The organism is Bradyrhizobium centrosematis (genome assembly GCF_045571495.1).
Taxonomy (GTDB): Bacteria; Pseudomonadota; Alphaproteobacteria; order Rhizobiales; family Xanthobacteraceae; genus Bradyrhizobium; species Bradyrhizobium centrosematis.
Window position 1 is genome coordinate 3,053,616 of the sequence record NZ_CP120703.1, and the last position, 25,593, is coordinate 3,079,208.

General features: G+C 62.2%; 29 protein-coding genes. 21 read left to right on the plus strand and 8 right to left on the minus strand.

Annotated elements, in window-relative coordinates:
* The first annotated feature begins 89 nt into the window (after nt 1–89).
* The 5 genes from P6U31_RS14610 (at nt 90) to P6U31_RS14630 (ending at nt 4,807) form a co-directional block, all read left to right on the plus strand.
* Nucleotides 90–1,241, plus strand: coding sequence for a zinc-binding dehydrogenase (locus P6U31_RS14610; protein WP_407189125.1), 1,152 nt, complete (start codon nt 90–92; stop codon nt 1,239–1,241).
* 247 nt (nt 1,242–1,488) lie between these two features.
* Nucleotides 1,489–3,234, plus strand: a complete 1,746-nt coding sequence (locus P6U31_RS14615; RefSeq protein WP_407189126.1) for a serine hydrolase — start codon at nt 1,489–1,491, stop codon at nt 3,232–3,234.
* An 8-nt stretch (nt 3,235–3,242) separates the two neighbouring features.
* Nucleotides 3,243–3,656: a VOC family protein gene (locus P6U31_RS14620; RefSeq protein ID WP_407189853.1), complete on the plus strand. Its 414-nt coding sequence runs from the start codon at nt 3,243–3,245 to the stop codon at nt 3,654–3,656.
* 102 nt (nt 3,657–3,758) lie between these two features.
* Nucleotides 3,759–4,271: a hypothetical protein gene (locus P6U31_RS14625; RefSeq protein ID WP_407189127.1), complete on the plus strand. Its 513-nt coding sequence runs from the start codon at nt 3,759–3,761 to the stop codon at nt 4,269–4,271.
* Between the two features lie 110 nt (nt 4,272–4,381).
* Nucleotides 4,382–4,807: a GFA family protein gene (locus P6U31_RS14630; RefSeq protein WP_407189128.1), complete on the plus strand. Its 426-nt coding sequence runs from the start codon at nt 4,382–4,384 to the stop codon at nt 4,805–4,807.
* Between the two features lie 193 nt (nt 4,808–5,000).
* Here the strand turns inward: P6U31_RS14630 and P6U31_RS14635 are convergent, their stop codons facing one another.
* On the minus strand, nt 5,001–5,741 hold the full coding sequence (locus P6U31_RS14635) for a metallophosphoesterase family protein (protein ID WP_407189129.1): 741 nt from the start codon (nt 5,739–5,741) through the stop codon (nt 5,001–5,003).
* A 469-nt stretch (nt 5,742–6,210) separates the two neighbouring features.
* On the opposite strand from P6U31_RS14635, the gene P6U31_RS14640 reads away from it, so the two are divergent.
* Entirely contained in the window at nt 6,211–8,145 is a 1,935-nt protein-coding gene (locus tag P6U31_RS14640) for a DEAD/DEAH box helicase (RefSeq protein ID WP_407189130.1), read from the plus strand.
* A gap of 78 nt (nt 8,146–8,223) precedes the next feature.
* Here P6U31_RS14640 and P6U31_RS14645 read toward each other — a convergent pair whose 3' ends face one another.
* Both P6U31_RS14645 and P6U31_RS14650 read right to left on the minus strand, forming a co-directional pair.
* On the minus strand, nt 8,224–8,538 hold the full coding sequence (locus P6U31_RS14645; RefSeq protein ID WP_407189131.1) for a hypothetical protein: 315 nt from the start codon (nt 8,536–8,538) through the stop codon (nt 8,224–8,226).
* A gap of 125 nt (nt 8,539–8,663) precedes the next feature.
* A complete protein-coding gene (locus tag P6U31_RS14650; RefSeq protein ID WP_407189132.1) occupies nt 8,664–9,170 on the minus strand; it encodes a GNAT family N-acetyltransferase in 507 nt (168 codons plus the stop codon).
* Nucleotides 9,171–9,316: 146 nt separating this feature from the next.
* Between P6U31_RS14650 and P6U31_RS14655 the strand changes: the two genes are divergently transcribed.
* The gene (locus P6U31_RS14655) at nt 9,317–9,703 is read left to right on the plus strand and encodes a hypothetical protein (RefSeq protein ID WP_407189133.1); all 387 of its coding nucleotides are present in this window, start codon (nt 9,317–9,319) and stop codon (nt 9,701–9,703) included.
* A gap of 64 nt (nt 9,704–9,767) precedes the next feature.
* Here P6U31_RS14655 and P6U31_RS14660 read toward each other — a convergent pair whose 3' ends face one another.
* Nucleotides 9,768–10,901, minus strand: coding sequence for a DJ-1/PfpI family protein (locus P6U31_RS14660; RefSeq protein WP_407189134.1), 1,134 nt, complete (start codon nt 10,899–10,901; stop codon nt 9,768–9,770).
* Nucleotides 10,902–11,028: 127 nt separating this feature from the next.
* Entirely contained in the window at nt 11,029–11,583 is a 555-nt protein-coding gene (locus P6U31_RS14665; protein ID WP_407189135.1) for a PAS domain-containing protein, read from the minus strand.
* A 340-nt stretch (nt 11,584–11,923) separates the two neighbouring features.
* Between P6U31_RS14665 and P6U31_RS14670 the strand changes: the two genes are divergently transcribed.
* The 8 genes from P6U31_RS14670 (at nt 11,924) to P6U31_RS14705 (ending at nt 18,448) form a co-directional block, all read left to right on the plus strand.
* The gene (locus P6U31_RS14670; RefSeq protein ID WP_407189136.1) at nt 11,924–13,216 is read left to right on the plus strand and encodes a tyrosine-type recombinase/integrase; all 1,293 of its coding nucleotides are present in this window, start codon (nt 11,924–11,926) and stop codon (nt 13,214–13,216) included.
* Nucleotides 13,217–13,267: 51 nt separating this feature from the next.
* On the plus strand, nt 13,268–14,041 hold the full coding sequence (locus tag P6U31_RS14675) for a hypothetical protein (RefSeq protein WP_407189137.1): 774 nt from the start codon (nt 13,268–13,270) through the stop codon (nt 14,039–14,041).
* The gene (locus P6U31_RS14680; protein WP_407189138.1) at nt 14,038–14,487 is read left to right on the plus strand and encodes a hypothetical protein; all 450 of its coding nucleotides are present in this window, start codon (nt 14,038–14,040) and stop codon (nt 14,485–14,487) included. The genes P6U31_RS14675 and P6U31_RS14680 overlap by 4 nt, the downstream gene beginning before the upstream one ends.
* A gap of 353 nt (nt 14,488–14,840) precedes the next feature.
* A complete protein-coding gene (locus P6U31_RS14685) occupies nt 14,841–15,146 on the plus strand; it encodes a helix-turn-helix transcriptional regulator (RefSeq protein ID WP_407189139.1) in 306 nt (101 codons plus the stop codon).
* 3 nt (nt 15,147–15,149) lie between these two features.
* A complete protein-coding gene (locus P6U31_RS14690; RefSeq protein WP_407189140.1) occupies nt 15,150–15,515 on the plus strand; it encodes a hypothetical protein in 366 nt (121 codons plus the stop codon).
* Entirely contained in the window at nt 15,512–17,224 is a 1,713-nt protein-coding gene (locus P6U31_RS14695) for a TOTE conflict system archaeo-eukaryotic primase domain-containing protein (protein WP_407189141.1), read from the plus strand. Before P6U31_RS14690 ends, P6U31_RS14695 begins: the two co-directional genes overlap by 4 nt.
* A gap of 328 nt (nt 17,225–17,552) precedes the next feature.
* Nucleotides 17,553–18,113: a hypothetical protein gene (locus P6U31_RS14700; protein WP_407189142.1), complete on the plus strand. Its 561-nt coding sequence runs from the start codon at nt 17,553–17,555 to the stop codon at nt 18,111–18,113.
* Nucleotides 18,110–18,448: a hypothetical protein gene (locus P6U31_RS14705; RefSeq protein WP_407189143.1), complete on the plus strand. Its 339-nt coding sequence runs from the start codon at nt 18,110–18,112 to the stop codon at nt 18,446–18,448. The genes P6U31_RS14700 and P6U31_RS14705 overlap by 4 nt, the downstream gene beginning before the upstream one ends.
* A gap of 44 nt (nt 18,449–18,492) precedes the next feature.
* Here the strand turns inward: P6U31_RS14705 and P6U31_RS14710 are convergent, their stop codons facing one another.
* Nucleotides 18,493–18,885, minus strand: a complete 393-nt coding sequence (locus P6U31_RS14710; RefSeq protein WP_407189144.1) for a hypothetical protein — start codon at nt 18,883–18,885, stop codon at nt 18,493–18,495.
* Nucleotides 18,869–19,255 carry a hypothetical protein gene (locus tag P6U31_RS14715; RefSeq protein WP_407189145.1) on the minus strand — a complete coding sequence of 129 codons (387 nt, stop codon included), beginning with the start codon at nt 19,253–19,255 and terminating at the stop codon, nt 18,869–18,871. Before P6U31_RS14715 ends, P6U31_RS14710 begins: the two co-directional genes overlap by 17 nt.
* Before the next feature lie 242 nt (nt 19,256–19,497).
* Between P6U31_RS14715 and P6U31_RS14720 the strand changes: the two genes are divergently transcribed.
* The 5 genes from P6U31_RS14720 to P6U31_RS14740 all read left to right on the plus strand — a co-directional run bounded on the left by P6U31_RS14720 (nt 19,498) and on the right by P6U31_RS14740 (nt 23,051).
* Nucleotides 19,498–19,914 carry a hypothetical protein gene (locus P6U31_RS14720; RefSeq protein ID WP_407189146.1) on the plus strand — a complete coding sequence of 139 codons (417 nt, stop codon included), beginning with the start codon at nt 19,498–19,500 and terminating at the stop codon, nt 19,912–19,914.
* Between the two features lie 2 nt (nt 19,915–19,916).
* Nucleotides 19,917–20,120: a hypothetical protein gene (locus P6U31_RS14725; protein WP_407189147.1), complete on the plus strand. Its 204-nt coding sequence runs from the start codon at nt 19,917–19,919 to the stop codon at nt 20,118–20,120.
* A 15-nt stretch (nt 20,121–20,135) separates the two neighbouring features.
* Entirely contained in the window at nt 20,136–20,453 is a 318-nt protein-coding gene (locus P6U31_RS14730) for a hypothetical protein (protein WP_407189148.1), read from the plus strand.
* Nucleotides 20,454–20,464: 11 nt separating this feature from the next.
* Nucleotides 20,465–21,025 carry a hypothetical protein gene (locus tag P6U31_RS14735; protein ID WP_407189149.1) on the plus strand — a complete coding sequence of 187 codons (561 nt, stop codon included), beginning with the start codon at nt 20,465–20,467 and terminating at the stop codon, nt 21,023–21,025.
* 262 nt (nt 21,026–21,287) lie between these two features.
* Nucleotides 21,288–23,051 (plus strand): hypothetical protein, encoded by a 1,764-nt coding sequence (locus P6U31_RS14740; protein ID WP_407189150.1) that lies wholly within the window; start codon nt 21,288–21,290, stop codon nt 23,049–23,051.
* 79 nt (nt 23,052–23,130) lie between these two features.
* On the opposite strand, the gene P6U31_RS14745 is transcribed toward P6U31_RS14740, so the two are convergent.
* Entirely contained in the window at nt 23,131–23,595 is a 465-nt protein-coding gene (locus P6U31_RS14745) for a hypothetical protein (RefSeq protein WP_407189151.1), read from the minus strand.
* Nucleotides 23,596–24,792: 1,197 nt separating this feature from the next.
* Between P6U31_RS14745 and P6U31_RS14750 the strand changes: the two genes are divergently transcribed.
* Nucleotides 24,793–25,569: a rhomboid family intramembrane serine protease gene (locus tag P6U31_RS14750; protein WP_407189854.1), complete on the plus strand. Its 777-nt coding sequence runs from the start codon at nt 24,793–24,795 to the stop codon at nt 25,567–25,569.
* Nucleotides 25,570–25,593: the final 24 nt, after the last annotated feature.

Here is a 25,593-nt window from a genome sequence, read left to right on the forward strand (position 1 = left end):
TGCCTGCTTGGCACGGCCGCGCATCTCACATACGCTTGTCGTCAGCCCGCACCCATCGATCATAACAGACGGGCACCGAGGAAACAGCCATGCAACAGATCCGCGTCTGCACCCACGCCGGGCCGGGCTCGGAGCCCGTCATCCGCACCGTGCCGTGGCCGAAGGTCGGCAAGAAGGCCGCCCTGATCAAGGTCGGCGCCTGCGGGGTCTGCGGCACCGATTTGCACATCCTGAAAGGACATTGGCCGAAACCGCTGCCCTGGCCGTTCACGCTCGGTCACGAGCTCGGCGGCGTCATCGTCGAATGCGGCGACGAATTCACCGAGGACTTCATGAGCAAGCCGCTGACGGTCGGCTCCAAGGTGATGATCCCGCCGCTGATGCCGTGCGGGCGCTGCTACTATTGCATCCACTATCCGCAAACGGCCAACAAGTGCCTGACGCCTGTCTATTACGGCCGCTATCTCGGCTTCGACAAGGCGCCGCATTTGTGGGGCGGCTGGGCCGAATATGTCTATGTCGATCTCGAGATGCTGCCGGGCACCAAGATCTACAAGCTGCCCGACGACATGTCGCTGCGCTTAGGGGCGCTGTCGGAGCCGCTGACCTCCTGCATCCGCGCCTTCAACCGCGCCAGCCGCGCTGGCGGCTTTTCCTGGGGTGATACGGTGGTGATCCAGGGCTCGGGTCCGATCGGCATTCTGGCGGTCGCGGCCGCCAGGGAGATGGGGGCAGGGCGTGTGATCTGCGTCGGTGCGCCGGAGCAGCCGCGGCTCAAGCTCGCCCGCGAATTCGGCGCGGAGGCGACTGTGAACATCGAAGAGCTGACGTCTGCGCAGGATCGCATTGCCCGCGTGCGGGAGATCGTGGGCGGCTTCGGCGCCGATCTCGTGATGGACTGCTCGGGCCATCCCTCAGCCGGCCCCGAGGGCATCGAGATGCTGCGCGACGGCGGCACCTATGTCGAAATGGGCCAGTTCACCGACGCCGGCTCGATCGACACCTCCTGGCACCGTATCTGCACCAAGGACCTCAACGTGCTGGGATCCTGGGGCTTCACCGGCAACGACCTGCCGCTCGGCGTCGACATGCTCTATCGCACGCGAGACAAATATCCGTGGCTGAAGATGCAGACGATCTATCCGTTCACGGAAGAAGGCGTCGCGCAGGCCGTGAAGGACGCGATGGCGATGAAGACGGTGAAGTCGACCATCGTGCCCTGGCCGGAGCTGGTGGAGTAGCAGCCAATGCCGTCCATTCCACCCGATCGCGCGGCGTTCCTCGTGGAGGCCAAGCGGCGCGTTGAAACCATTGCGCCACAGGACGGCACCTTGCCGTACGAGCTGCGCTTATGTGGAGGTCTGCTGCGATAAGTGTCGCGGTTTTTGTGATCCGCGGTTCAATTCTCTGCGAAGACGTTCAGCGCCAGCTTCCATCTGAAGTTGATGCATCTATACTGCGCATCTCGCAGGAATTCCCCGTGTGCCAATGGACACATCTGCCGACATCCCAAATTCCGCGGTTGCGTCTCTGATTCCCGACGTCGATCGGCTCGCCATGGAAGCGATGGACGTCTGGAAGGTGCCGGGCGTCGCGCTTGCCATCGTGCAGGGCGGCGAGGTCGCGCTCACGCGCGCCTATGGCCAGCGTGATGTCGAGGCCGATCTGCCGGTCACGCCGCATACGCATTTCGTGATCTGTTCGATCACCAAATCGTTCACCGCCACCGCCGTCGCGCTGCTGCACAATGAAGGCGTGCTCGACTGGAACAAGCCGGTCCGCGACTATCTGCCTGAGTTTCGCCTCTCTGATGCGGTCGCCACCGAGCGCATCACCATTCGTGATCTGCTCAGCCATCAGTCGGGGCTGCCGAGGCACGATTGGATTCATATGCCGGGCGATCTCTCGCCGGCCGAGATGCTGCCCCTGATGCGGCATCTCGAGCTAAGTCGCGACATTCGCGCCGCCTGGCAATACAACAACCTCTGTTACAACGTTGCCGGTCTCCTGATTGGGCGGCTGAGCGGGCAGAGCTTTGAAGCCTTCCTGCGCAGGCGCCTCACGGATCGGCTCGGCATGACCGTGAGTTTTTCGGTGGACGAGCTCGAAGCCGGGCCTGAGCCGGCGCGGCCCTATATGATCGACGTGAATACGCGGTTGCCGGCGTTGCGGCTGCCGATCCGCACCACCGCCGCCGGCGCTATCAACACGTCGGTGGCTGATCTCGCCAACTGGATGCGGCTGCATCTCGGCAAGGGCGAGTTCGCTGGCGAGCGGCTGTTGCCGGCGGAACTGATCGGGCAGCTGCACGCGCCGCTGGCGTTCGTCGCCAAGTCGGAGTTTTCCGAGTTCGGCCATGGACATTACGCCCTTGGCTTCCAGACCAACACCTATCAAGGGGAGCGCATCGTCTCGCACAGCGGCGGCTGGATTGGCTGGGGCTCGCTGATGACGCTGGTACCGGACGCCGGCATCGGCGTGGCCGTGCTGACGAACCGCAGTCCCAGCGAGGTCACGTCGATTCTGACGTACTATATCATCGACCGGCTGCGCGGCCGGGAGCCGGTCGATTGGCTCGCGCGCTTCCGCAAGATGCGAGACGATTTTGTCGCCCATATTCCGGCAGACAAGGCGGCACGCGAGAATTCGCGTCACAAGGATACGAAGCCGGCGCACGAGCTGGCCGCCTATGCGGCCGACTACGCCCATCCAGCCTATGGCGTGATATCAATCCGCGAGCAGGACGGCGCATTGCACTGGTCGTGGCGTGGTATGAGCGCGCCGCTGTCGCATCGGCATTTTGAGACATTCGTGACGCCGGAGATCGTCGGTGCGCTGCATCCGGACAATCTCCCCATCACCTTCCAGACCGACCGCGACGGCAATATCGTGCACCTGTCGGCGCCGCTGGAGCCGATGGTGAAGGACATCGTTTTCGAGCGTCGCGCGGCCGGGGATTGTATGGATCCCGCGTTTCGCAAGCGCTGCGCCGGGCATTTCAAGAGCGGAAGCGTGAATCACCACGTGACCCTCGACCCAGACGGCCGGCTGCTGCTGAAGCCGGACTTCCAGCCGACCTATCGTCTCGAGCCGCAGCAGGGGCGCAGGTTTCGCATCATGGAGTTGGACGGTTTTGCCGTCGAGTTTCGCGGCGAACACGGCGAAATCGATCAGATCGTCTTTCACCAGCCGAACGGTGTCTCCGTCGCCGATCGCATTGCGGATCAGGAGTGAAATCGCCGATGGAGCCGCAGTCGAAACGAACCCGCTCCCCCTTCAACGCCATCCGCGCGATCGACTACACCGTCATCTTCGTGCGCGACATGACCGCGATGCGCCGCTTCTATGAGGACGTGCTCGCCTTATCCCCGCTGCGCGAGCTGTCGCCGAACTGGATCGAATACGGCATCGGCAGCAACACGCTGGCGCTGGCACGGCCAAGCCGCACCGCGGGCGATGCGCCGACGCCGGCGGGAAGCGCCGCGCTGCAGCTGGCATTCAAGGTCTCGGCCGCCGAGGTCGATCAGTGCGCCGATGAACTCATGCGGCGGGGCGTCGCGCTGGTGTCGCCGCCGACGAACCAGCCTTTCGGCCACCGCACGCTGTTCTTTCGCGACCCCGACGGCAACCTGCTGGAGGTCTATGCGGAGATCTGAGCGCGGCAGTGCCGCAAAAGTTCCCGGTGGCTGCCTCGAATGATCCACACGGACGTGAAACTTAGGCCCGGGTTCCGGCTTTCACTTCGCGGGAGAGGTGACGTGAAGCGCATTCTGAAACCAGTCACATACGTTCTGGCCGTGATCTACTTCCTGGTGGATGCGGTCTTTATGGCCGTGGCGGCCCCGATCGCGCGCTGGATCGGGCGGCATTTCGATTTCAGGCGTTTGCGGGGCTGGATCAGGTCCCTGTCGCCTTATCCGTCACTCGCTTTGTTCTCCGTGCCCGTCATTGTTCTGGAGCCGGTCAAGCCGGTGGCTGCCTACCTCGCTGCAACCGGTCAGGTCGTGGGCGGCGCGGTGACGTTCATTGTCGGCGAATTGCTCAAGCTGGTGCTGGTCGAACGGCTGTTTCATCTCACGCGCGACAAGCTGATGCGGATCCCCGCCTTTGCCTGGGCTTACGGAAAATACGCCGCCGCGAAGGTCTGGCTGCAAGCCACCGAAGCCTGGCGCGCTATCCGAACCGTGAGCCGCGCGGTGAGGGACAGTCTTGCCCGGGCAAGAGCAAGGCTGGTCAACGGCTTCAGCAGGCTCGCGACCTCCCGCGACTGAAGGGTGCTCGCGCGAATATTTCTTACATCGTGCGCGATCCTCGCTAAGACAGTCCAGTGCGCCCGGTGCGATCGGGCGTGGACATCATCTGATCAGGGAATACAGCGACCATGGCGAGCGATGCGAACGTTCAAGCCGGCCAGTGCCATTGCGGCGCGGTGCGCTTCGAGGTGACACTCAGCGACGGCTTCAGGTCGATCCGCCGCTGCACGTGCTCCTATTGCCGCATGCGAGGCGCCGTCGTTGCCATGGCGGCCATGGGCGGGATCAGGTTCCTGCAGGGTGAGGAGGTGCTGACGACGTACCGCTTCCACACCGGTTCGGCACAGCACTTCTTCTGCTCGCGCTGCGGAATCTACACCCACCACCAGCGTCGGTCCGACCAGAGCCTCTATGCCGTCAACGTCGCCTGCCTCGATGGGGTGAGCCCGTTCGATTTCGCCGAAGTGCCCGTCATGGACGGTATCAATCACACCAATGACACCGGTAAGCCGACGCGACAGGCAGGCACACTTCGCTTCATCCCGGCCGACTAAGACTAGGGTTGCCAGCCTGCGATACGGCTCCTATGCCAGCTTGTCGGCGAGAGATATGCTGTCAGCCATGTTTCACCCGTTGCTGTCTCGTGAGGGACGATTTGGGGGCGCGTGCGGGCGCGACAAGACCGTAGCCGTTCACCGGTGAATCCAGCAGGACCGCAGCGAATTCGGGAGTTGTCACCGTGGCGGGCTATTTGACATAGCCGGACAACATGGCCTGCGCCCATTCGGGACGGTTGTTGGCGAGTGCACGCGCCGCTGCGGCGTCCCAATCATATTCGAGAGCCAGGAGTTCGACCTGCCAGCCCCTCTTTTTCTTCGTGAGTATCGCGTAGCGGGCGTGAGGCGAGCGGTACTCCAGCTTTGCGGCAAACGGAATGTCCGCGAAGACGGGGCAGCCAACGCTTCCGGGATTGAGCACCAGGCAGTCGCGAGGTCCGTGAACCGCGGCCTGGCGGTGGCTATGGCCACACAGCACGACGCGCACCGTCGGCTCGTTCGCGAGGCGCGTCGCCAACACCTCGCGGCGTGCCGGCACGAAGCGGCCGTCGTCGAGTGATTCCTCCAGCAGGCACGCCGTATCGTCTTCCGGCGTGCCGTGGCAGGCCAGAATTTCGTCATCCAGCTGCAAGCGCGAAGGCAGGCTGTGCAGCGCCCGACGCTGCTCCGCAGTCAATGCGCGACGCGCAAACAGGCCGGCCGGCGAAAGCTTGTCGTCCGGAAACTCTTCGATCCAGCGGTCATGGTTTCCGCGCACGGTCGGCAATGAGAGCGATTGCAGAGCTTCGAAAGTCTCCTTCGGCCACAACGGGCTGGTGACGCAATCGCCGAGGTTCACCGTACGATCGACGCCCCGCGCCTTGATGTCGGCCAGCACGGCCTCCAACGCAGCAAGGTTGCCGTGGACATCGGAAATGACTGCCAATCGCATCGCCGCGCGCTCCCACGTGATTTCGCCTGAACACTATGCTGTCAGGTCACCAGGCATATCTAGCATCGCCCAGCCGGATGTTCACCAGCGCTCTCTCCACGTCATTGCGAGGAGCACAGCGACAAAATTGCGGAGCAATTTTGCGCAGATGCGACGAAGCAATCCAGACTGCCTCCGCGGAGAGATTCTGGATTGCTTCGCTCCGCTCGCAATGACGGTGGAGGGAGCGGGCAGCAGATCCAGTGGATCCCCGGGGTTAACCGACGCGGCCCAAAATCTCAGCTGCAACCTCTAAGGCGCGGCTCTCTTGGCGAAGCCATGCATCATAGGCATGGTGATTTCCGAACTCTTGGCGTAAAGAGCGCCCAGATCAAATCCAGCGTGCGGCCGGGCCGTTTGCCGCGCACGTCAGCTTTAGGCCCGCCGGTCCGCCGTTTGCGCGCCTGAATTAACCAAGGTTTCCCATCCCGTGTCTGTTCCGGCCCTGACCCCGCCGCTCGCCCGCGCTTTGGCCGAGCGGAACTATGATTCGCTGACCCCCGTCCAGCTCGCCGTCCTCGCCCACGAAGCGACCAGCCGCGACCTTCTGGTCTCGGCTCAGACCGGCTCCGGCAAGACCGTCGCCTATGGACTGGCGATCGCGAAAGATCTCCTCGATGACGCCGAGCGGTTCGGGCCGGCGGCCGCTCCGCTCGCCCTGATCGTGGCGCCGACGCGCGAGCTCGCGATGCAGGTTCAGCGCGAACTCGCCTGGCTCTATGGGCATGCGGGCGGGCGCGTGGTCTCCTGCGTCGGCGGTATGGATCCGCGCCGCGAGCAGCGCGAGCTGGCGGCCGGCGCCCATATCGTCGTCGGCACGCCCGGCCGGCTCTGCGACCATTTGCGTCGCGGCCGCCTCGACATCTCGGAATTGAAGGCGGTGGTGCTCGACGAGGCCGACGAGATGCTCAATCTCGGCTTTCGCGAGGACATGGAATTCATCCTCGAGACCACGCCGGAGACGCGCCGCACCCTGCTGTTCTCGGCGACGTTCCCGCGCGGCATCGTCGCGCTGGCGAGGCAATATCAGCGCGACGCATTCCGGATCGAGGTCGCCGGTGACGAGGGCGGTCATGCCGACATCGAGTACTGCGCGATCCGCGTCGCGCCCGCCGACGTCGAGCATGCCGTCGTCAACGTGCTGCGCTTCTACGAGGCACCGAGCGCGCTGGTGTTCTGCAGCACGCGCGATGCGGTCAGGCATTTACAGGCGGCGCTGCTGGAGCGCGGCTTTTCCGTCGTCGCGCTCTCGGGCGAATTGACGCAGAACGAGCGCACCCTGGCGCTGCAGTCGCTGCGGGACGGACGCGCGCGCGTTTGCGTCGCGACCGACGTCGCCGCCCGCGGCATCGATCTGCCGAGCCTCGACCTCGTCATTCATGCGGACCTGCCCAACGACGCCGAGGTGATGCAGCACCGCTCGGGCCGCACCGGGCGCGCGGGTCGAAAGGGGACGAGCGTCCTGCTGGTGCCGCCCGCCCGCCGGCGCCGCGCGGAGCTGCTGCTCAATCTCTCAGGCATCGAGGCTGCCTGGGGCACGGCGCCGCAGGCGGACGAGATCCGCAAGCTCGATCATGAGCGCATGAAGGACGTGTTGTTCACCGAGGAAACGACGGCCGACGATCTCGCATTGGCGCAGGCGCTCCTGGCGGAGCGCTCGGCCGAGGACATCGCCGCGGCGCTGGCGCGACTTTATCGCGCGCGGCTGCCGGCGCCGGAAGACATCATCGACCCCGGCGAGCGACCCAGCCGGCCGCGAGACGAACGCGGACGCGACAGATTTGAAGCCGGCGACGATCGTCCCGGCAAGCCGCGACCGAAATCCGGGAAACCGTCGAAGCACGGCATGGCGGAGGGCAGCGTCTGGTTCCGCGCCGCGATCGGACGACGCAAGAATGCGGAAGCGCGCTGGCTTCTGCCGATGATCTGCCGTCGTGGCGGCATCGACAAGCGCGACATCGGCGCCATCAAGATCATGGACACCACCACCGAGTTCGAGATTTCCGAGCGGGTCGCGGAGTCCTTTGCCGCAAAGATCAAGCGTCCCGACAAGGAAGACAGCATCCGCATCGAGCCGATGGCGGACGCCCCACAGCGGCAGGAGCCTTTGGAAGAGCGGCCACACGCGCCTCGGCGCGAAACGGCCGAATATCGTGACCGGCGCGACGATCGTCCGCGCGAAAAAAGTGAATTCAAGCCACGTGCCAAGCCTCACAGCGAGCGCGGGCCGAAATTCGACGATGCTCGGTCTTTCGGTCAGAAGAAGCACAAGAACAAGCCGGGCCGCGCAGAGCCGTCGGTCACACCATGGCCCGTGAAGGGCGCGCCTGGAAAGAAGCCGAAGAAGAAAAAGCATCGCGGCTGAACTGGCACCGTTCAGCACGGACGGAAATGATGCCGCCGGATTGTGCCGGCGGCATCACTCGAAAGGTCGGGTCTGAGTTCAGCGGCCGCCGCCACCACCGCCACCACCGCCACCACCTCCGCCGCCACCACCTCCGCCGCCGGCGTCGCGCATCGACGAGCTGTAGCGCGGGTCAGACTGCTTCATGTAGGTCGGCGAGGTATCGTTGGCGATGCGACCGACGAGGCGGCGTGCGCGGCCCGGGGTCGACGACTCCGCGACGATGCCGCAGCTTTCGAAGAACGCGAACTGGCAGCCATCGGTTCGGTGTGTCGCCGCGTTGGCGGCGGTCGCTGCGAACGCGCTCGTCGCAACGCATGCAGCAAAAACAACTTTCGACAATGTGAGCTTCATGAAATTTCTCCAGCCTCGGTTCGGCGAGACCGGAACGGCTCGCACACCCCTTCGACGGGGCCTGCCCGGACCCGGTTCGAGGCGGCGGCTTCACGCCCGCGTGAGCCGGCCGGGCGGGGCAGGCGCTATGTCGCGGCGAGATCGCGCAGCATATAGGTCGCGCCTGGCCCGTAGGAGGCGAGCTTTCCGCGCAGCTCCGCATCTGCGGTGACGGGACGAAAGCCGAGATGTTCCCACAGCGGCCGCGTGGTATAGACCGACACCAGAGCAAGCGTCGCGATGCCGGCTGCGCGCGCCAGCTCCTCGATGTCGGCGATATAGCCGCGCAGAACACCGCCGCGCCGGTCCGGCAGCACGGCGACATCGTGCACGTAGAGGCAGTCCGCATGTGCCGGCAGCCGCTCGAGGAAACCATCGAGTGGCGGGATCTGAAGCTGCGTCCAGGGATGCGCGAGGCCGTAACCGGCGACCGCATCGTCCGCAACGAGCACGCGGCAGCCGGGAGGATAGAGCTGCATCTTCTCCATGAACACTTCGGGGCGTTCGGGAAGGTCAGGATGGATCTGCGCTGCGATCGCGACGATCGCGCGGACGTCGGATACGCGCGCGGGGCGCCAATGCTGCTTGCTCATCTCGATCCGTCATTCCGTCTCACATCATGCAGTTTATTCCACCACGCCACCGCGCGCAGCGAAAAATTTCTTGGCCGCCGTTTCAGGAATAGGACGTCTCGCCCGGCGTCCTATCCATGCAAGCCAATTGCATGACAGGAGACATCATGACGTCCTCGATCCGCCTCGCGCTGACGCTCGTACTTTCGCTCGCGATCGTTCCCACTGCCTTCGCCGCGCCGCCGACCAAGACCGGCAAGACCGACAAGGGCAACGTGCTCACCGATGCCAAGGGCATGACGCTCTACACCTTCGACAAGGATGCGGACGGCAAGTCGGCCTGCAACGGTCCGTGCGCGACGAACTGGCCGGTGCTGAAGGCCGAAGCGAGCGACACCGCGGGTGACGGCTACACCATCATCACCCGCGACGACGGCTCCAAGCAATGGGCCTACAAGGGCAAGCCGCTCTACACGTTCGCCAAGGATCAGAAGCCCGGCGACGTCACCGGCGATGGCTTCCTGAACGGCGCCTGGCATCTAGCCATGCCGTAACGGCCCCGCACGCAGACACGGCGCGCCGGCTGTCGCAGGCGACGGCCGACGCGCTGCCGTGTCCTTATCTCGGATATTCGAGCTGCATCGCGACGAAGTCGGCCGTGCGTAACCCGTAACGCGCATCGATAGCGTGCAAGGTCTGGTCCAATGCGCGCGCCGGCGGCAGCTCGACCGTGGTCGGCGGCGTCTGTCTTGCCGGCCAGTCGGTTGCGACCTTGTCGGGCAGGATGAGAAGACCGCCGCGGCTCGTCTGCGCCTCCGCCGTGGCCGCGAAGGTGAGGGCACGCGAGCGATAGGTGCGCGACCACGCATCGGCGACCAGCGCGAGCGACACCTCGTCGATCCCTGGCGTGAGGGCAATTCCGAGCTGCTCACGATTCCAGAATGCGAGCGTGTTGGCGATCGCGGTGAGCGCGAAGGGACGTGTGAACTGGAACGCCTCGCTGCGGTGGCGCGCATCCCAGTGCGCAAGACCGATCTCGCGGGCGACCGCCTCCGCCTTGGCCCGGCCGGCGATGGCTTCGACCAGGGTCAGCGCCATCGGCATGGAAGCGGTGATGCCGGTCGTTGTCGCGACGCCGCGGTCGACCACCAGCCTGCGGTCCGCGACATACCGGATCGCGGAATGCTTTTGCAGGTCGCGCACGGAGTACCAGTGCGTGGTGGCCTGCCGGCCGTCGAGCAGCCCGGTGTTGGCGACGACCTTGGCGCCGACGCAGACGCCGATGACGATCGCGCCGTTGCCGCCCTGGCGTCTGATCCACTGCAAGGCCACGGCATCGTCTTCGCGGCTCATCGCCGGCACGATGACGTAATCGGCGCCATCAGGATGCGCCGCATCGAATTCGGCGATGGTCGCGTGCGGCTGCACTCTGAGCGCGGGATAGAGGGCGACGGGTCCGGGCTGCGTCGCCAATGTGAGGACGTCGGCGATGTCGGCGCGCGCGAGGATTCCGTAGGGCATCAGATAGTCGGTCGTCTCGCTCATGTCGTTGATGCCGACGATGGCGATCAGCGGACGCTTGCGCTTCGGTGGCTTCAGCGCCGCAAGCGTCGCCTCGCTCTCGTCCTTGGATATCGCAGGCGCGGCTCCCCGGGCCGGCGAGCCAGGCAGCAGGTACAGCCAGGTCCCGCCGATCGCCACCAGCAGCGCCATGCAGCCGAGAGCGCTCAATGCCAGAATTCGCCAGCTCATGCGATGTCACCTGATCGTCGTCACTCACGCGAGGCGGAAACTATCCGTTCGCAGCACGATCAGGAATGACGCAGATCCCGCAAAAACGGTCGCGTGCACCAGCGCGATCAATTGTCACGGAGAGGGACTACCTCAGCCCCTCATACACCATCAGCCCGCGTGCGATCTGCAATTTTCGGATCGCGCGCGGCAGCAGTTTCTCCGGCTGGTGCAGATAGCGCCAGGAGGTGAGGGTGAAGGCTGAAAGTGCGCCGCACTCGTCGTCGAACGGCGCGAGCACGCCCGTCACGCTCACCGGCGTGTGCGGGCGGGCGTTGAAGGGCAGCAGCAACAGCTCGAGATAGGCCTTGCTGCCGTCGTCGCGCGCGGCCGTGACGCCGGCGATCGCACCTAACGCTTCGTCAGCGACGACGGTCGCGATCTCTTCGATCTCGCTGCGGCTCGCATCATCGAACAGAGCCGCAAAGCTCTGGTCCTTGAGGTCACGCCCGGCCAGCGCGCAGACGCGCGTGCCGGCGACGCGGAACGGGAAGCCGAGCTTCGGCTCGCAGGAGAGCACGAAGATGTCGCCGAGCAGGCCACGCACCGCAGCCGGGTCGATGTCGGCCCGATCAGGGGCCCGTGCAGTGCCGCGCTTGTTGTCCCAATACGAGAAGAACGCGCGGCTTGACGGATGTTTCATGTCTGAACGCTTACCCGGGGCGCAACATGATGAGACAAACCTGTCCCGCTTCAGTGCAGCCACGATCCCTTGTGTTGTTGTGCAGGAGGGGATTTGCAGCGTCCATGCCGAGCGGGCGTTTTCGCTCCAGTTCAGGCGGTCTTTGCGTTGTTAACGTTAAATTTACCAAACGCAGCCGTACGGGGTTTTAGCGCTAAGGCTGGGTGAGTTAACCCATTGATTTTGTTGATGGTCGGCCGATCGCTGCGCCGTTAATTATGTGGCCGCTAAGGCATCCTTGGGCGGCCAAACGTCAAGAATCCCCTTATTGGCGGGGCCGCCCCAACCACGGGGGCAGGCCATGCCAGTTGTGAAGCTAACCCAGTCGTTCGTCGACAAGCTGCGCGCGCCGCATCCGAGCGGAAAGCAGGTGCTCTATCTCGATACGGTCACCAAGGGCTTCGGGGTCCAGGTGTCCGGCTCCACGGCTGCCATCGACTACATCGCGCAGCGCGATCTACCAAACAAGATCAAGGGTGCGCGGAAGCAGACGCGCCGGGTCAACATCGGGCCGGTCAACTCGAAGGTGGTCACACTGGAGGTGGCCCGCGAGCGCGCCGAGGAGGAGCTGGACAAGATCCGGCGCGGCATCGACCCGAAGGCGAAGGCCGAGCCGGGGCCAGAGGCCACGATGTTCACGCTCCGGCAAACGAAGGAGCGCTACTACCTCGCCAAGAAGAATTTGAGCAAGGGCAGCAAGCACGTCTACGACCAGATCGAGGCGCATCTCGCTGACTGGATGGACCAGCCGTTGGCCTCGATCACCAAGGACATGGTCGAGCAGCGACACGCGAAGATCGCTGCCGACATCGCGAGGGAGGGGCGGTACGAGGGGAGGGCAACCGCGAACGGCGTGATGGTGACGCTGCGAGTCTTGTGGCGATGGGCTGCCAAGCGCATTGCGCTGCCGCCATGCCCCGTCGGCAGACTGGAGGAGGACAAGGCTTGGTTTCACGTGGCAGCCCGCACCACGCGCGTAGCCCCCGACCAGCTACCCGCGTTCTATCGGGCGGTGAGCGCGGAGGCGGACCTGAGCCCGGTGCAGCGCGACTTCCTCCTCATGCTGCTGTTCACTGGCTTTCGCAAGACCGAGACAGCGCGCCTGAAGTGGACGGCCATCGATCTGCGTCAGCGCGCGATTACGCTGATTGCGCCCGACACGAAGTCCAAGAAGAGGGTTGAGATTCCAATGAGCCAGTTTGTCTACGAGCTGCTGGTCAAGCGTCGGGGGCTGACCGGCAACGATGAGTACGTGTTTCCGGGCTATCGCGCAGGTAGGCCGCTCTCAGACACTCAGTTGCCGCTGCGCAAGGTGAAGAAGGCAACCGGCATTACAGTCAGCGCACACTCGCTCCGGCGCACGTTCCTGAAGACCGGAGCCGCCGCGCGGGTCAATCTCGTCTACCTCAAGGCGCTCGCCAATCACTCGCTCGGCCGTGATGTCACGTCCGAACACTACATCGCACCTGAGCTGGAGGATCTTCGCGAGCCGGCACAGCAGGTTTGTGACAAGATGCTGGAGCTGTGCAACGTGCCCCGGATGCTTTCGGGGAACGTTGCCAAGTTGCGACAATCTTTCCTAAGCGGAGGTTGACCGAGGCGCAAGCATCCTGCAGAAATACCTGATACTGCTGGAGGTGGTTATATGCGCGGCATAGTCGCTATCCTCTTACTCGCTTCAGCTATCCATGCTTTTGCTTGGGGGCTCTTCCGCTCATCGGGCTCGGAAACCCATAAGCTTGCCGCAACGGCATTGCTTATGGGCATTTTTCTAAGTCTCCCAATTCTAAAGGTCCATCGACCTTACTTTAGCGTATTGTTTTTGGCCGTCCTTGCAAATGCGGTCGCTGGAGCTGCAGTTGGGCTCGCCGCTTATCTCAGCCAGTTCGGTTTTCCTACTGGCACTATGGCTGCTGCAATGACTGCCGGGGTTTCGATGTTGGTGTTGCTCGGAGGAATCCTGCTAAGTCGAATCGACACAAGAGGGGCAGCAAGGTCTCTCGAAGAGCGCTCAAGGACGCTGGCGACCCGTTGGATAACGTTGCGCATTAAAAAACCTCCGCCGTCCGATTCGGTGTCAGAGAACTATTTCTCGAAAGTTTGGACGCAATCCATTGCGGCGACCTGCGGTCTTTTCGTCTTGAGTCTGGTCGCGGTTTTTCTTCAAGAGTTCTCCGCAGCGATCCTGTCGGCCAGCATGGCCGCAATTATTATTGCACACCTCGCTCTTACTAAGATTCGCGTGCGCGGTGGCCTGTTTCCTTCAAATTCTGAAGAGGTGCAGGAAGTAATCTCCTTCATCCTTGCTCGGTACCACCAGGACGGACGTCCGCCCGGGGGGAGATTGTATGAAGCGCATGCAGGAGGCGAGGGCTTTTCAGAAGAGCCTGTTGGCAGCGCGATTCCAGGTGATGCATGATGGGGGATGACCTTTCAGCTTTTGCCAGGCTTCTGACCAGCAGCCTTGGCGCGGGACATCCGATAAGGCTTCTTTCTGGCGTATCGCTTGCACTGATTGCAAAGATCGCAGTCGCGATCTTAGCTAAGTACTTTCCGGACAGCCCAATTTGGACGACACTTAACGAGTACGCGGCGTGGTGCTATATCTTGATAGTTACGCCGCTGCTGTTCGTTCCTCTAGTGATGGGACGAAAGGGTGCGCTTGAGGCTCCCATTCAGCAGATAAACACGGTCAAGCTTCTCATCCAAGAAGGTGACTTTTCGGCAAGCGAGCGAAGGCAGATTTGGCGCTCGTTGGCCGACAGGTACATCAAAGGAGTACAGCCGAGTCTTGCTCGGGCGCCGTCGCTTGCCGAATTATCGAAGGAAGCAATCGGTGATGCGCGACGCGGACAGAGTGGGTAATTGCGCGCAGCACCGTATTCTTACGGGCGCCCCACGGCTAAAAAACCTAGCAACTGGCACTAGGCAAAACGAGCGCGTGTGTTGTAGCGTTAATGTTGGTGCTGGGCAGTTATTGCGCTAGCGCGGCATCCGCTCAGTTTGGCGGGAGGCCCCTTGGTCTGAGACGCTTGGGAGGAGGCCACGACCCCTCCGCACCGGTCGACGGTGCAGGCTTGGCGAGCCCAGAGAATTCCCCGCTGCAGAAGGGGACGAACCGAGTTCGATGGCGCGACCACGCCTGAGTTCGATCTCACCTCGTCAATAGGACGTCGAGTGCGTGCGCGCACTGGGCGCCTTCTGCAACGGTGAACCGCATGCCTATCAAGGCGGACAATCGAACTCGTCATCAGCCGAAGTTTTTGCTCCTCGACCGCCGCGCGCAGCAGATTGCCAACATGGCAATTGGCGCCGATCCCGACATCTTACTTGATACGCGGCAGACTGCCGACTGGCTGGGCGTTAGCGTGCCCTGGCTAGAGATCGGAAGATCGAAGGGCTATGGACCGCCTTTTCGAAAGATTAGCGCGAAGCTCATTCGCTACCGCGTCGGCGATCTCATTCAATGGCTTGAAAGTCGCAAGCACAAATCCACCGCAGAATATCAGGCGGAGGAGGCCTGAGCGATGCGGTCATTCCATAAAAGCAAAAGCCCCGGCGCCGGTGGAGCGGCGCGCGGGGCAAAGGACACTGCTGATCAATCTGGGGCGGCCATTGAGGCCACGGCGCTAATTTTACCCCACACCAAGGGCGGCCGCAATCACGTGGTCTGCGTGCGGCGCGCTGCAGGGCGGCGCGGTGGGTGGCTGGCGCGCTATGACTCCGGCCCCGAGCGCGCAATTCGCCGACCGCAGCTTCGCAATGCCATCGGCTTCGCTCTGACAATGTTGGACAGCGACAATAGCGAGTTTGTTCTCGACATCATGGGCTACGCCACGGAGTGGACGCGGCACCTCGACGCCATCATGGCGAGGATCGGGGGTGGCTCGTGAAAGCAGGCGACACCCCCGCAGCGCGCATGATGGCGCTGTTCGCGGGCTACTCGAAGGCGAGTGGCACGCACGGCGAGCCCGACGAGCAGCGGCCAAACGGCAAGTGGGCGATTAAGAACACCGCGCGAACGCTTGCCCAAGGACCGTCGCTGCAGTGGTGGGAGCAGCATCTCGCGGGCGAGCGCCCGCTCGGAGTCGTTCCCATACTGGAGGACAGCTCATGCCGGTGGGGCTGCATCGACGTCGATAGCTACGACATCGACCTTCTGAAGCTGGTCGGCAGAGTGGAGTCGATGCGGCTGCCGCTGGTGCCCTGCCGGTCGAAATCCGGCGGACTTCACCTGTTCTGCCTTACCGACGAACCGGTGAGCGCCGAGCAGCTAGTGGCGGCGCTCAAGTGCATGGCCGCGACGCTTGGGCTTGCAGATGCCGAGGTTTTTCCAAAGCAGGCGCACATAGACGAGAGCAGCAGCGGCAACTGGATCGTGATGCCCTACTTCGGCGGGGACTTCGGCGGCAAGCTGAAGATGCAGTACGGTCTAAAGCGAACGGGCGCCGAGCAGACCATAGAGGAGTTTCTGCGCCTCGCAGAGCAGCGGCGGGTTTCTATCTCCCAGCTCGCCGCGCTTGCGACCAGGCCCGCCAGACCGGCCGTCGTTGCGTCCTCCGCATCCAAGCACAATCGGCTGAAGGCGGAGGTTGTGAGCCTCGACAACGCGCGAGAGAACAAGGCAGCGCAGCGCGCGCAGCGAAGGCGCGAGATAGCTGACCTAAGCGCCGATCCCAATGAGGCGTTCGCAGATGGACCGCCCTGCCTGCAGAAGCTGGCTCGCGGCGGATTTCCCGAGGGAAGCCGAAACAACGCGCTTCTGCAGCTTGGCATCTACTCCAAGCGTGCATTCCCTGACGCATGGAAGGAGCAGTTAGAGGCGGATAACCAAAGGTACATGCGGCCTCCACTGCCGCGCGACGAAGTGCTGCAGGTGCAGCGGCAGCTGGAAAAGAAGCTATACAACTACCGCTGCAAGGACCAGCCGATGAGCGGCGCCTGCGATCAGCCCGTCTGCATCGGGCGGCAGTTCGGCATCGGGGACGGCGCCCGCGTGCCGGTGGTCGAGCGCATCGTGGTCTATGCGTCGGAGGAGCCGGTCTTTCACATTAAGCTGAAGGGCTACGACCGGTGGATAAAGACGGCGGATGCGCGGGACATCAGCGACTTCAAGAGGTTTCGCAATATGTGCATTGCCCAACTTCACACGACGTTCGCGCCTCTGACGGACGCTTTCTGGACGTTGCTCTATAGCTTCGAGCTGGAGAACGCAGAGGTCAAGGAGACGCCAATCGACCTGACGCCGCTGGGCGAATTCAAGAACCTGCTGGAAAGCTTTCTCACCAACAGAAGGAGGGCTGCGCACTCTGAGGGACGCGAGGCATTGCTGCGCGGCGCGCCCTGGGAGGACGAGGAGAGCGGACGATACGAATTCACGATGCCAGCGCTGACGAATTTCCTCAAGCAGGAGGGCTTCAAGCACACTCGCATGCAGCCGTACGAATGGATCAAGGCGCTGGGTGGAGGGCCGCTGGCCGACAATGAGCAAAACAAGACGAAGGTGAAAGGCAAGCTCATTTCTATCTGGTGGGTGCCTGCGAACGCTGTTCAAGAGACCCCCGAGCTAGATCCCCCCGCGCTGCCCAAGGAGCACGTCTGATGTCTATAGCAACCAAGGTTACGGGTTACGCAGGTGGCGTAACCTTTCGGTCGCGGGTTCGTGCGCAACCGTCGCAGGGTTACGGGGGTAGCGTAACCTTGGGCTCGTGCGTAACCCGTTCCGTAACCGCAAAAACTCAAGCAGCCCCAATAGCGTACGCACATAAGGTTACGCAGTTACGCAAAAAGCTCGCCTGCGCGCGCGTTACTATAGAAATTTTGCCTTATGTGCGCGTGCGTAACGTAACCCCCGGCATTCCTCGCGGGTCCTTGCTGGGCCCGAAAATTCGCGCGAGGCTCGCGCCATCGCTCCTTATGAGTATTTCCGGATGGCGAGAATTCCCCGGTTGCATTTGTATTTCATGACCAAAGCGGAGAACCGCAAGATGAAGATGAAGTTGACAAAGAGCAGCGAGGTATCGCTCGAAGAACTGGCTGACATAACTAGCCGATCGAAGTCTTGGCTCAACAAGTTGGCGGCGGACGGCTACTTCAAGAGCGAGCGACACGGCACCTATCGCATCGGAAACGTGGTGGCCGGACTCCTCAAGCACGCACGCGAAGAGAAGCGCGGCGCTATGGTTGCGCCAACTCCGGCGCGAACCAAGGTAGACGAAGCTCGCGCAGAGCAGATCAAGCTGCGCACCGCTCGGGAATCTGGAGAGTTGGTCACTTTTCAGTTTCACTGCGACACAGTCGCCCTCATGGTCGGCGGAATGGCGGCAATGCTCAACGGGCTCCCGGCCATGCTCACGCGCGACTTGAAGCTGCGGTCGGAGTACGACCGAGTGATTCAGGGGGAGCGACAGCGCCTTAGCCAGCAATGGAGCCGCCTTGCCGATGAGGAATCCGCAACGTCAGATGCCGGCACGGAGGGGGAAGGCGAATGACGGCGCCCGATCAATCCGTGCTCCTAGACCGCATCGAGGAGCTTCGAGGCATCAGCAAGGTTCTGTCGGCCCGCATATCCCAACTGGAACAGTCCAACGAACAGCTCCGGGCCAAACTCCACCTCGACCCGCCACCCCCGGCAATGGGCGCCGATGACGTGCCCCTTAAACGAGCGGCCGGCGAGTTGGGCCTAACCGTCAACGGGGTGAAGTATCACTGCCGCAAGGGCAATCTGCGGCGCGTTCAGGTTGGCGGCCGGGTGTTCATCCACCGGAAGAGCATGGACGAATTCCGTGCACGTATTGAAGGAGACGTGCAGCATCGAACATCGTGAGCGGCGCGGCGGCCGAAGTGGAGATAATCGCGAAGCTGCTGAACCTAAAGCGGCTTCCCTCGCAGAATGTTTGCTAAGTTGTCGAGACCAATGTGGTTAAGGACCGCAACAACTATGGCGACAACGATGGCGCCGCCGATCACTAGTGCACCTCTTCCAAGCACTTGCTTCAGATAGATGGTCAGACGTTGGCGAAAACCGAATTGCAAAGGCTCGGATCCATCCAATTTCGCACCGGTGGTCACTCTCGTGTACCAAACCCGAAGACGTTCCGAACGAGTCGGGTGCTGATCGAAGCCAAGCACCCGCTGAAACTGAATCAGCAATTCGATAAAGGCTGCAATGTGATCAACTCTGATTTCGATGGGCCGGGAAAATCGTCCGAGGAAGCAGCAGAAGTTGGCAACTCTAGTTTCCGATTCAGGTGGATAGAGCAATCACGGAGCCGTCCAACTCATGTTGGCTAAAAACGAGAGAAGCGCCCTTTTCATTGCCGAATGCCGCCGCAGTCGCGGGAGCCGGAAGCGGCCTCCCGCCTATTCTGAGGCTCAACCAACCAGCTTGCGCCGGCATGATAAGGAAATCAGTGCGTGCGCGAGGCTTGCGTCCAGAAGCGAAGTCCTTCTCGATTTGTATATCTACCTCGTCCTCGATGAAGAGGGTGTTGTCGATGTCCGGGCAATCAAATTGCCGAAGATCGAGAATCGCAGTGTTCGGCTTTTGAATTAGACGGGGGCTCTCGATCAGTTGTTTGCGAACTACATATTTGAGCGTGCGAAACTGGTCATAAAATTCAGCAAGCGGCATGAGAACTTCCAAACAAAAAGACACCGGAAACTATTTGAAAGGTGCAACGCCTGCGTGCAAGACGCAAGCCTCAATCCTGGGTCAAGTCAGCCAACCGGCACAATCCAATTTGGTTGGTTGGGGCTGCTCCGCTCTTCTCTGGGGCGAGCACCAACCGCCTTTCCGGGCCACAACCGACTCCGTTGCAGCAAGTGCATTTTTGCTCCGCGCGTGCATCAACTGGGGTGCGCTAGGGTGCCAAAATGGCAAAGGCACCCGTACCCCAGCTAGTAAAGCTTCGTGATTCCAGCGCCCGCCGCGCTGCCGGTCAGGCGCTGGCAGAGCAGGATCGGCTCAACGCCTGCCGCCGCGAGCACGGCCTACCGACCCTCAGGCTCATCTACTCCTCGACCGAGGTTCGCGAAATGCGCCGCGCAATGCGCCGCGAATTTGGGGCGGAGCTTCAGCGCACTATTCAGCACTTCATTTGCCCGGCTCCCGACTACCAGCGGATGGCCAAGCTGGCCATTGCTAATGGTCGCGCGGGCAGGATGACGCACGACCGAGCTGCCCGCGACTGGGACGCGACCGTCGCGGCAGCCAAGGAGATCGTCAGCGAGCGCGAGGCCGCCGACGCAATCGTTCGCGCCGGCAGGAAGCGGCGCGCAGAGGAGAGCTGAAGATGCGCTCACTAGTCGAATTTGCCAGAGGCAAGTCGCAACCATCCCCGGCCGCCCAGGAGCCTGTCGGTCCGAACCCAGCACGCGCGATCATCCGAGCCGGCAAGCTTCGTCGGGGAGAGATCGACGACGGGATCAAGCCGACTGGTCTCGCTCTGCAGATCGTCAACGCCGGCCGCAGGGCGCGCGGCGAGGCGCCGCTCTAACCAAGGAGAACCGTCATGGCCCTCTCGGGGGTACACATCACGTTTGGCTACGCCGTCGATGTCCTCAACAAGCACGGGCCGGCGCTGCCGTTCAATGCGACCTCCTCACAGACGATGGCCTCGCCGGCAACGTCCACCATCAGTGCTCCCTCGGAGCTGGGTGTCGGCCCGCTCCCGCTACTCTCGATCAGCGCGAGCGCGCCCATCTTCTACGTCGTCGGCCAGAACCCCAACATCAATAGCGACCCTCGCCGCTACTATGATCCAGCGCTCAACTCGCGCGAGGACATCGCCGTCAATCCCGGCGAAAGGTTCGCCTGGACAACTGCATGATAGGAGGCAACATGGTTCGCATACTCGTTGGCGCCGAGACCGGAGTGAAGTCGACGCTCGTCATGCCCAGCGACGCAGAGTTGCGACAGCTCGCGGCACTCGCCTACGCCGCCTTTCCCATGCTCGACACGCGCAATGTGCTGAGCAAGGACGACCACGACCTTGCCTTCAAGCGCACTTTTTGGAGCGTCGGGTGGCTTGGGCGCCTGCCCGAGGTCGAGCAGAGGGACCCCAAGCACACGAGCTGGTGGTGCGATTACCTCAGCGACCTACTTCGCGATCATCGCATTGACCACGAGGTCGAGGGCCGGATGTTTGCCGCCGCCACGCTGTCTCACGGGGACGTGCCGCACACCATCGGCCCGCGCTGGCCCTACGATGCGTGTTGGGGACTGACGTACCCGTTCGCGGGAAAGCCCCCCGGCGACGCGTGGCGGCAAACGCTGGCAGCCGGCCGGGTGCCCGCTGCGAGCCCGTTGCCCTATTCGATGTTCAGCGCCGAGCTTCGGATCGCCGACCGCGTTCCGAGCGAGGGTGTTCAAATCGGCTTCGTCGGCTCCACGTTCCGGTGATCGCAATGCGCGCGCCAGCACCGGCCGCGCAAAGGGCGGCGGCGCCATTGGCAGGGTGGCGCCGTCGCTCCCAAAAGCTTCGGCGATGGCTTCTCCCCATCGCCGCAGGGGTCGGGCCCTTCACGTGGTCGCTCGACGCGCCCGGTCCGGATGCAGACGACCGGGCACCCATTCGGCGCACGACTGACCCAGCCGGCGGGAGTGCGACAACGGCTGGCGCGGCGGGTTGCTCCTTACCGCCGCGCCTTGACCGCTGAAAAACATGGAAATTTGTGCAACTCTAGCGAGTTGGGCGATTCTTAAAGCCGCCGCGAAAGCCGCAAGCATGATTTCAGCACGAAAGCTCTATGAGAGATTGAGTTCGTTAAGCGCGATGCCTTCTGGAGCAGACGGCCAGAGCTGGTTGCAGACCGCGGAGGAAGACGCTCTTGCCTTGCTACGCGAAGCCGGTGACCTGACGATTCTCTATGCGATGTTCCGTCACTTGTGGATAGTATCTGTTTTTGCGCCCGCCGCGAGGATGAAAAAGCCGAACAAAAAGAAATTGTACGATGCAAGGATAGAAGTGGATGCAGCGTGGTGCATCCAAAGGATTTGGGGAGGCGGCAAGGGGCACCGGGTGTGCTTAGAGCCGCCGCTTGAATTCGAGCCGCGACATCCGCTCAGGGGCGCGGAGCCTATCACTTTCTATCGTTCATTTACGGGCGTCCAAAATCAAGCGACGCCCGTCGAGATAAGCCAGAAGCTGGTACACGCTCTTGGTCTTCATTTCGTAAAAAGTCGCAACGCTTACTGCCGCTTGAATAGTGACGGAGATATCGAGGACGTCATCCACGTGTTTCAAGATGAGGGAACCGGCAACTTCGACGATCGCGCATGCGTCTTGATCAGCTCAAAAGCTCTAGCAGAATTTATGGCTGTCGGGGACTATGCGCTGTTTCGAAAATTCGATGTGACACGCTTTCCGCCCAGTAACTTCAGTGACTGGGACAATGCCAAGCAGCATTTCGAGCGTGATGACCTCTTTTATTACGCGGGGCTGTCAAGAGGCGGTGGCAGCTACGTGCACGGTGGGCAGATCCTTCGGTCGGTGTTGACCGTTGAAGATATGGTGGAAGAGTGGAAGGCTACGGAAGATCGGTCTAATCGGCGGTACGAGAGCTTTATCATCCACGACTGGAAAAATAAGCGCATTATAGAATGGTCGAGTGCGCCGGACGCGCTTAGTAACTATTTCCAAACGTCCGAAAAACCATTCGAGACATCCCCTGCCTTCTTCAAGCCGCAGGTTTTGGTCAAGTATAAGGCCGATCCCGAGAAGTATGATTTGCGGGATCGGTCAATTTCGTGCCGAAACGCTTGGTACTTGAAAACATATGATGTCAATGAGGCGGGTCAGGTGCACACGTATATCGGGTATTTACAGAACTTGCCGTACAGCGAGCAGCAGTACTGGAAGCTCTACAACGAGCGGCCCAAGGCTCCCATCTCCAAGCGAGCGTATGAATCCGATTTTCAAGGCAGCTGGGCATCTGAAGAAGATCCCTTACAAGCCCTCAGGCATGCTGTGAGTGAGCTGGACGGCAAGCCCCCGGCATGGTGGAAGCAGCGCGGTGACGAACTGAGCAGACGAGTTCACTATCCGGTCACGAACGCATCCAAGGAGTGGGCTGATGAGTTGCAGTTGCTCGACCAGTTCATTGTGGAAGGCTTCGTCGCAAAAGAACTAAGAAGGTTGGCTGAGGGCGCAAACGCAGAGCTCGATCGCAACTGGCAAAGCCTCAAAATCATCGAGACTCTACTCCGACTTCGCGGGCAGGATCATTCGGATGAAATTGTTGCGCCACTACGGAGTCTTCATCACCTACGAAGCAAGGTCTCAGGTCACCACACAAAAGAGCGTGTAGAGTTGGAACAGGAAGCATTGGCAAAGTACGGGTCTTTTCCCGCACACTTCCGCGCACTCTGTAAGGAGTGCAACGAATCTTTTGCTATTATTATCGACAGCCTGCATGCGACGAAATGAACAGGCCGGCAGCGCAGTCGCTAATATTGGCGCTGCGGTGGCATCGTCGGTCATCGATGCCACCGCACGCCTCAACTGTCTATCGCTCCCATTCGGAGGACTGCAGCAGCGCGGTCTCTTGCTCGAAGCCAGATTTGCTGACCACCCGCCACGCAGCAGTCCAGCTCACGTTCTCATCAGCATTTATCCGATGCCCTATGCCCGTGGCGAGGTCGATGTCGTACTCGCCACTTTCGTGATGAGCGCGCAGGCGCTGGCCATCTGCACTCACGACCACAATTCCGGTGACGGGTCCCTTCGGTACCCCAAAATGCCATAAGGCCAGATCGTTCTTTACCTGAAAGACTGGCTTGTTCAGCACGAGGACTGATCTGTTGGCTAGGTCGTTACCGTCGTACATGACGGCTTTAGGGCCAGCCTCAAGCACCAGCACGCTTGAATGCGAGTCGATCGTAACCTTTATGCCTAGGTTGCCTCTATAGAATAACGTCCCGTTCTCGAGATCTTTGAACGGCTTCATGTGCCCAATCTGTTCGACGATCATGCTTGCTCCTTCGCTGCTCATACCGAAATCGCGGGCGCTTCTGTGCTTGCCCCGCGTCGTCTGTTTTGGAGAGAAACGAAACGGAAGTCCGCGTCCAGAGACCGAGCCTCTGCTCGGCAGGAAAGGAGCCGAGAGGGAAGTCTGAATGCTAGAACCGGCCCCATATAAGAAAAAGCCCGGCAATTGCCGGGCTTGAAATCGGCAGCTATGCGCACCCTGTCATAGGTGGTCGATGGCCTTCGCCAGCCGCAGCACCCGCGCCATGGCCCTATCGCGCTCTCTGCCGGTGCTGTTCCGCCACCGCTCCTGTGCCGCCTGCAACTTTGCCAAGAGCACTCGCGGCGACGGTGACCGCGCCTCGGCGATCTCGTCGATGAACGCACTCCCTCGCAGCATGGTGGGATGAACTCGGGTCCGCATGTGGGGCTCCTCTGCCAATATTCGCGTAAGCCGAATTTTAGCATTCGCAGAGTCACGGGAGCCATCGCGGCGTCCAGCACCAGCTGGGCGGCGCCAAGGCGTGTTTGCGTAACGCCAGTTCTGGGCGATCGCGCCAGTCACAGTGCGGGTCGCGCTGGTGGGTTTTGCACAGTGGCCCCGCACAAATGGGCGCAAAGGGGCGGGGCCTACCAAATCCACCTTATTGGGTCGCGTGCGCCAATAAGGTGCGCCCCAAATACTCAAGCGGCACGAGTCACTTGCGTCCAACTGCGCGGACCACAACCGTTAACGTTAAATTAACTATGCGCTTTGCAGCGCGCGCGGCCCTGCTACGGTGATCGCGGTCGCAAGCCTCGCCGCTTTTTCTCCAGGTTCTCGGCGAGGTCTGTACATGAGGCGTCAAACAGTTTGGCCACGGGCCGGGGAGGGGTGGGGATACACCTTCATTCCTCCGGCATCGGAAGGCTGACACGGACAGGCAGGGCTTCCCAGGGCCCTGCCTTTTCCTTTTTCAGCACAGGCATCCGTCGCGGACGCAGCGCAGCACTTCCCTGGCGACGAAACATATGCGCTGCAGAGCCGGGATGACGCGCCTCGCCGTGCACAACGCGCCCCCTCGTCGACGATTTCCCATTGTGCACTTGCGCAAGGGCGGGAAAGGCGACTATCTGCAAGTGAATCGCTCCGATCGCGCCTGAAAGCGAAGCTGCCTTGGACTCCCCGCCGCAAGATTCGTCGCAACATCCTCAACAGGGCCTGCCGGCCGTCCACGAGGAGGTTCCGCGCGAGCCGGTCCTGACGCTGCCCGGGGCGCTGACGGCCTATATCGTCCTCCTGGCCGTAATCCATCTGCGGGTGCTGCTGCCGCCGGAGCTCGAGAACTGGACCATCGACGTCTTCGGCTTCATTCCGAAGCGCTACGATTCCTCTCTGCTCAATCTGGAGATCCCCGGCGGCGCGGGGGCGAAGGTCTGGACCTTCGTCACCTATTCGCTGCTGCACGCCAACCTGACCCATCTCGGCTTCAACGTGCTGTGGCTGCTGCCGTTCGGCAGCGCGCTGGCGCGGCGCTTTGGTGCCGTCAGATTCTTCCTGTTCCTCGCGGTGACGGCGGTGGCCGGCGCGCTTGCCCATCTCGTCACCCATGAGCATGCGGTGGCGCCGATGATCGGCGCCTCGGCTTCGGTGTCGGGCGCGATGGCAGCCGCGATCCGCTTCGCGTTCGTCCGCGGCAGCTTCCTGTCGTTCAACCGTTCGGACGCCGAGACCGCAGCAAGGGTTCCGGCGCTGCCGCTGTCGCGCGCGCTGCGCGACGGACGGGTGGTCGGCTTCCTCGCCGTGTGGTTCGGCGTCAACATCATCTTCGGCGTCGGCGCGATCGGGGTCGATGCCGAAACCACGAGCGTCGCCTGGCAGGCGCATATCGGCGGCTTCTTCGCCGGCCTGTTGCTGTTCACCCTGTTCGATCCCGTGCCGCGCGTGCGAAGCGATGCTGCGGATGCGTCATCACAGGACGTTTCAGACCGTATCTGAAGCGGCGCTTGCGACCCGGCCCGA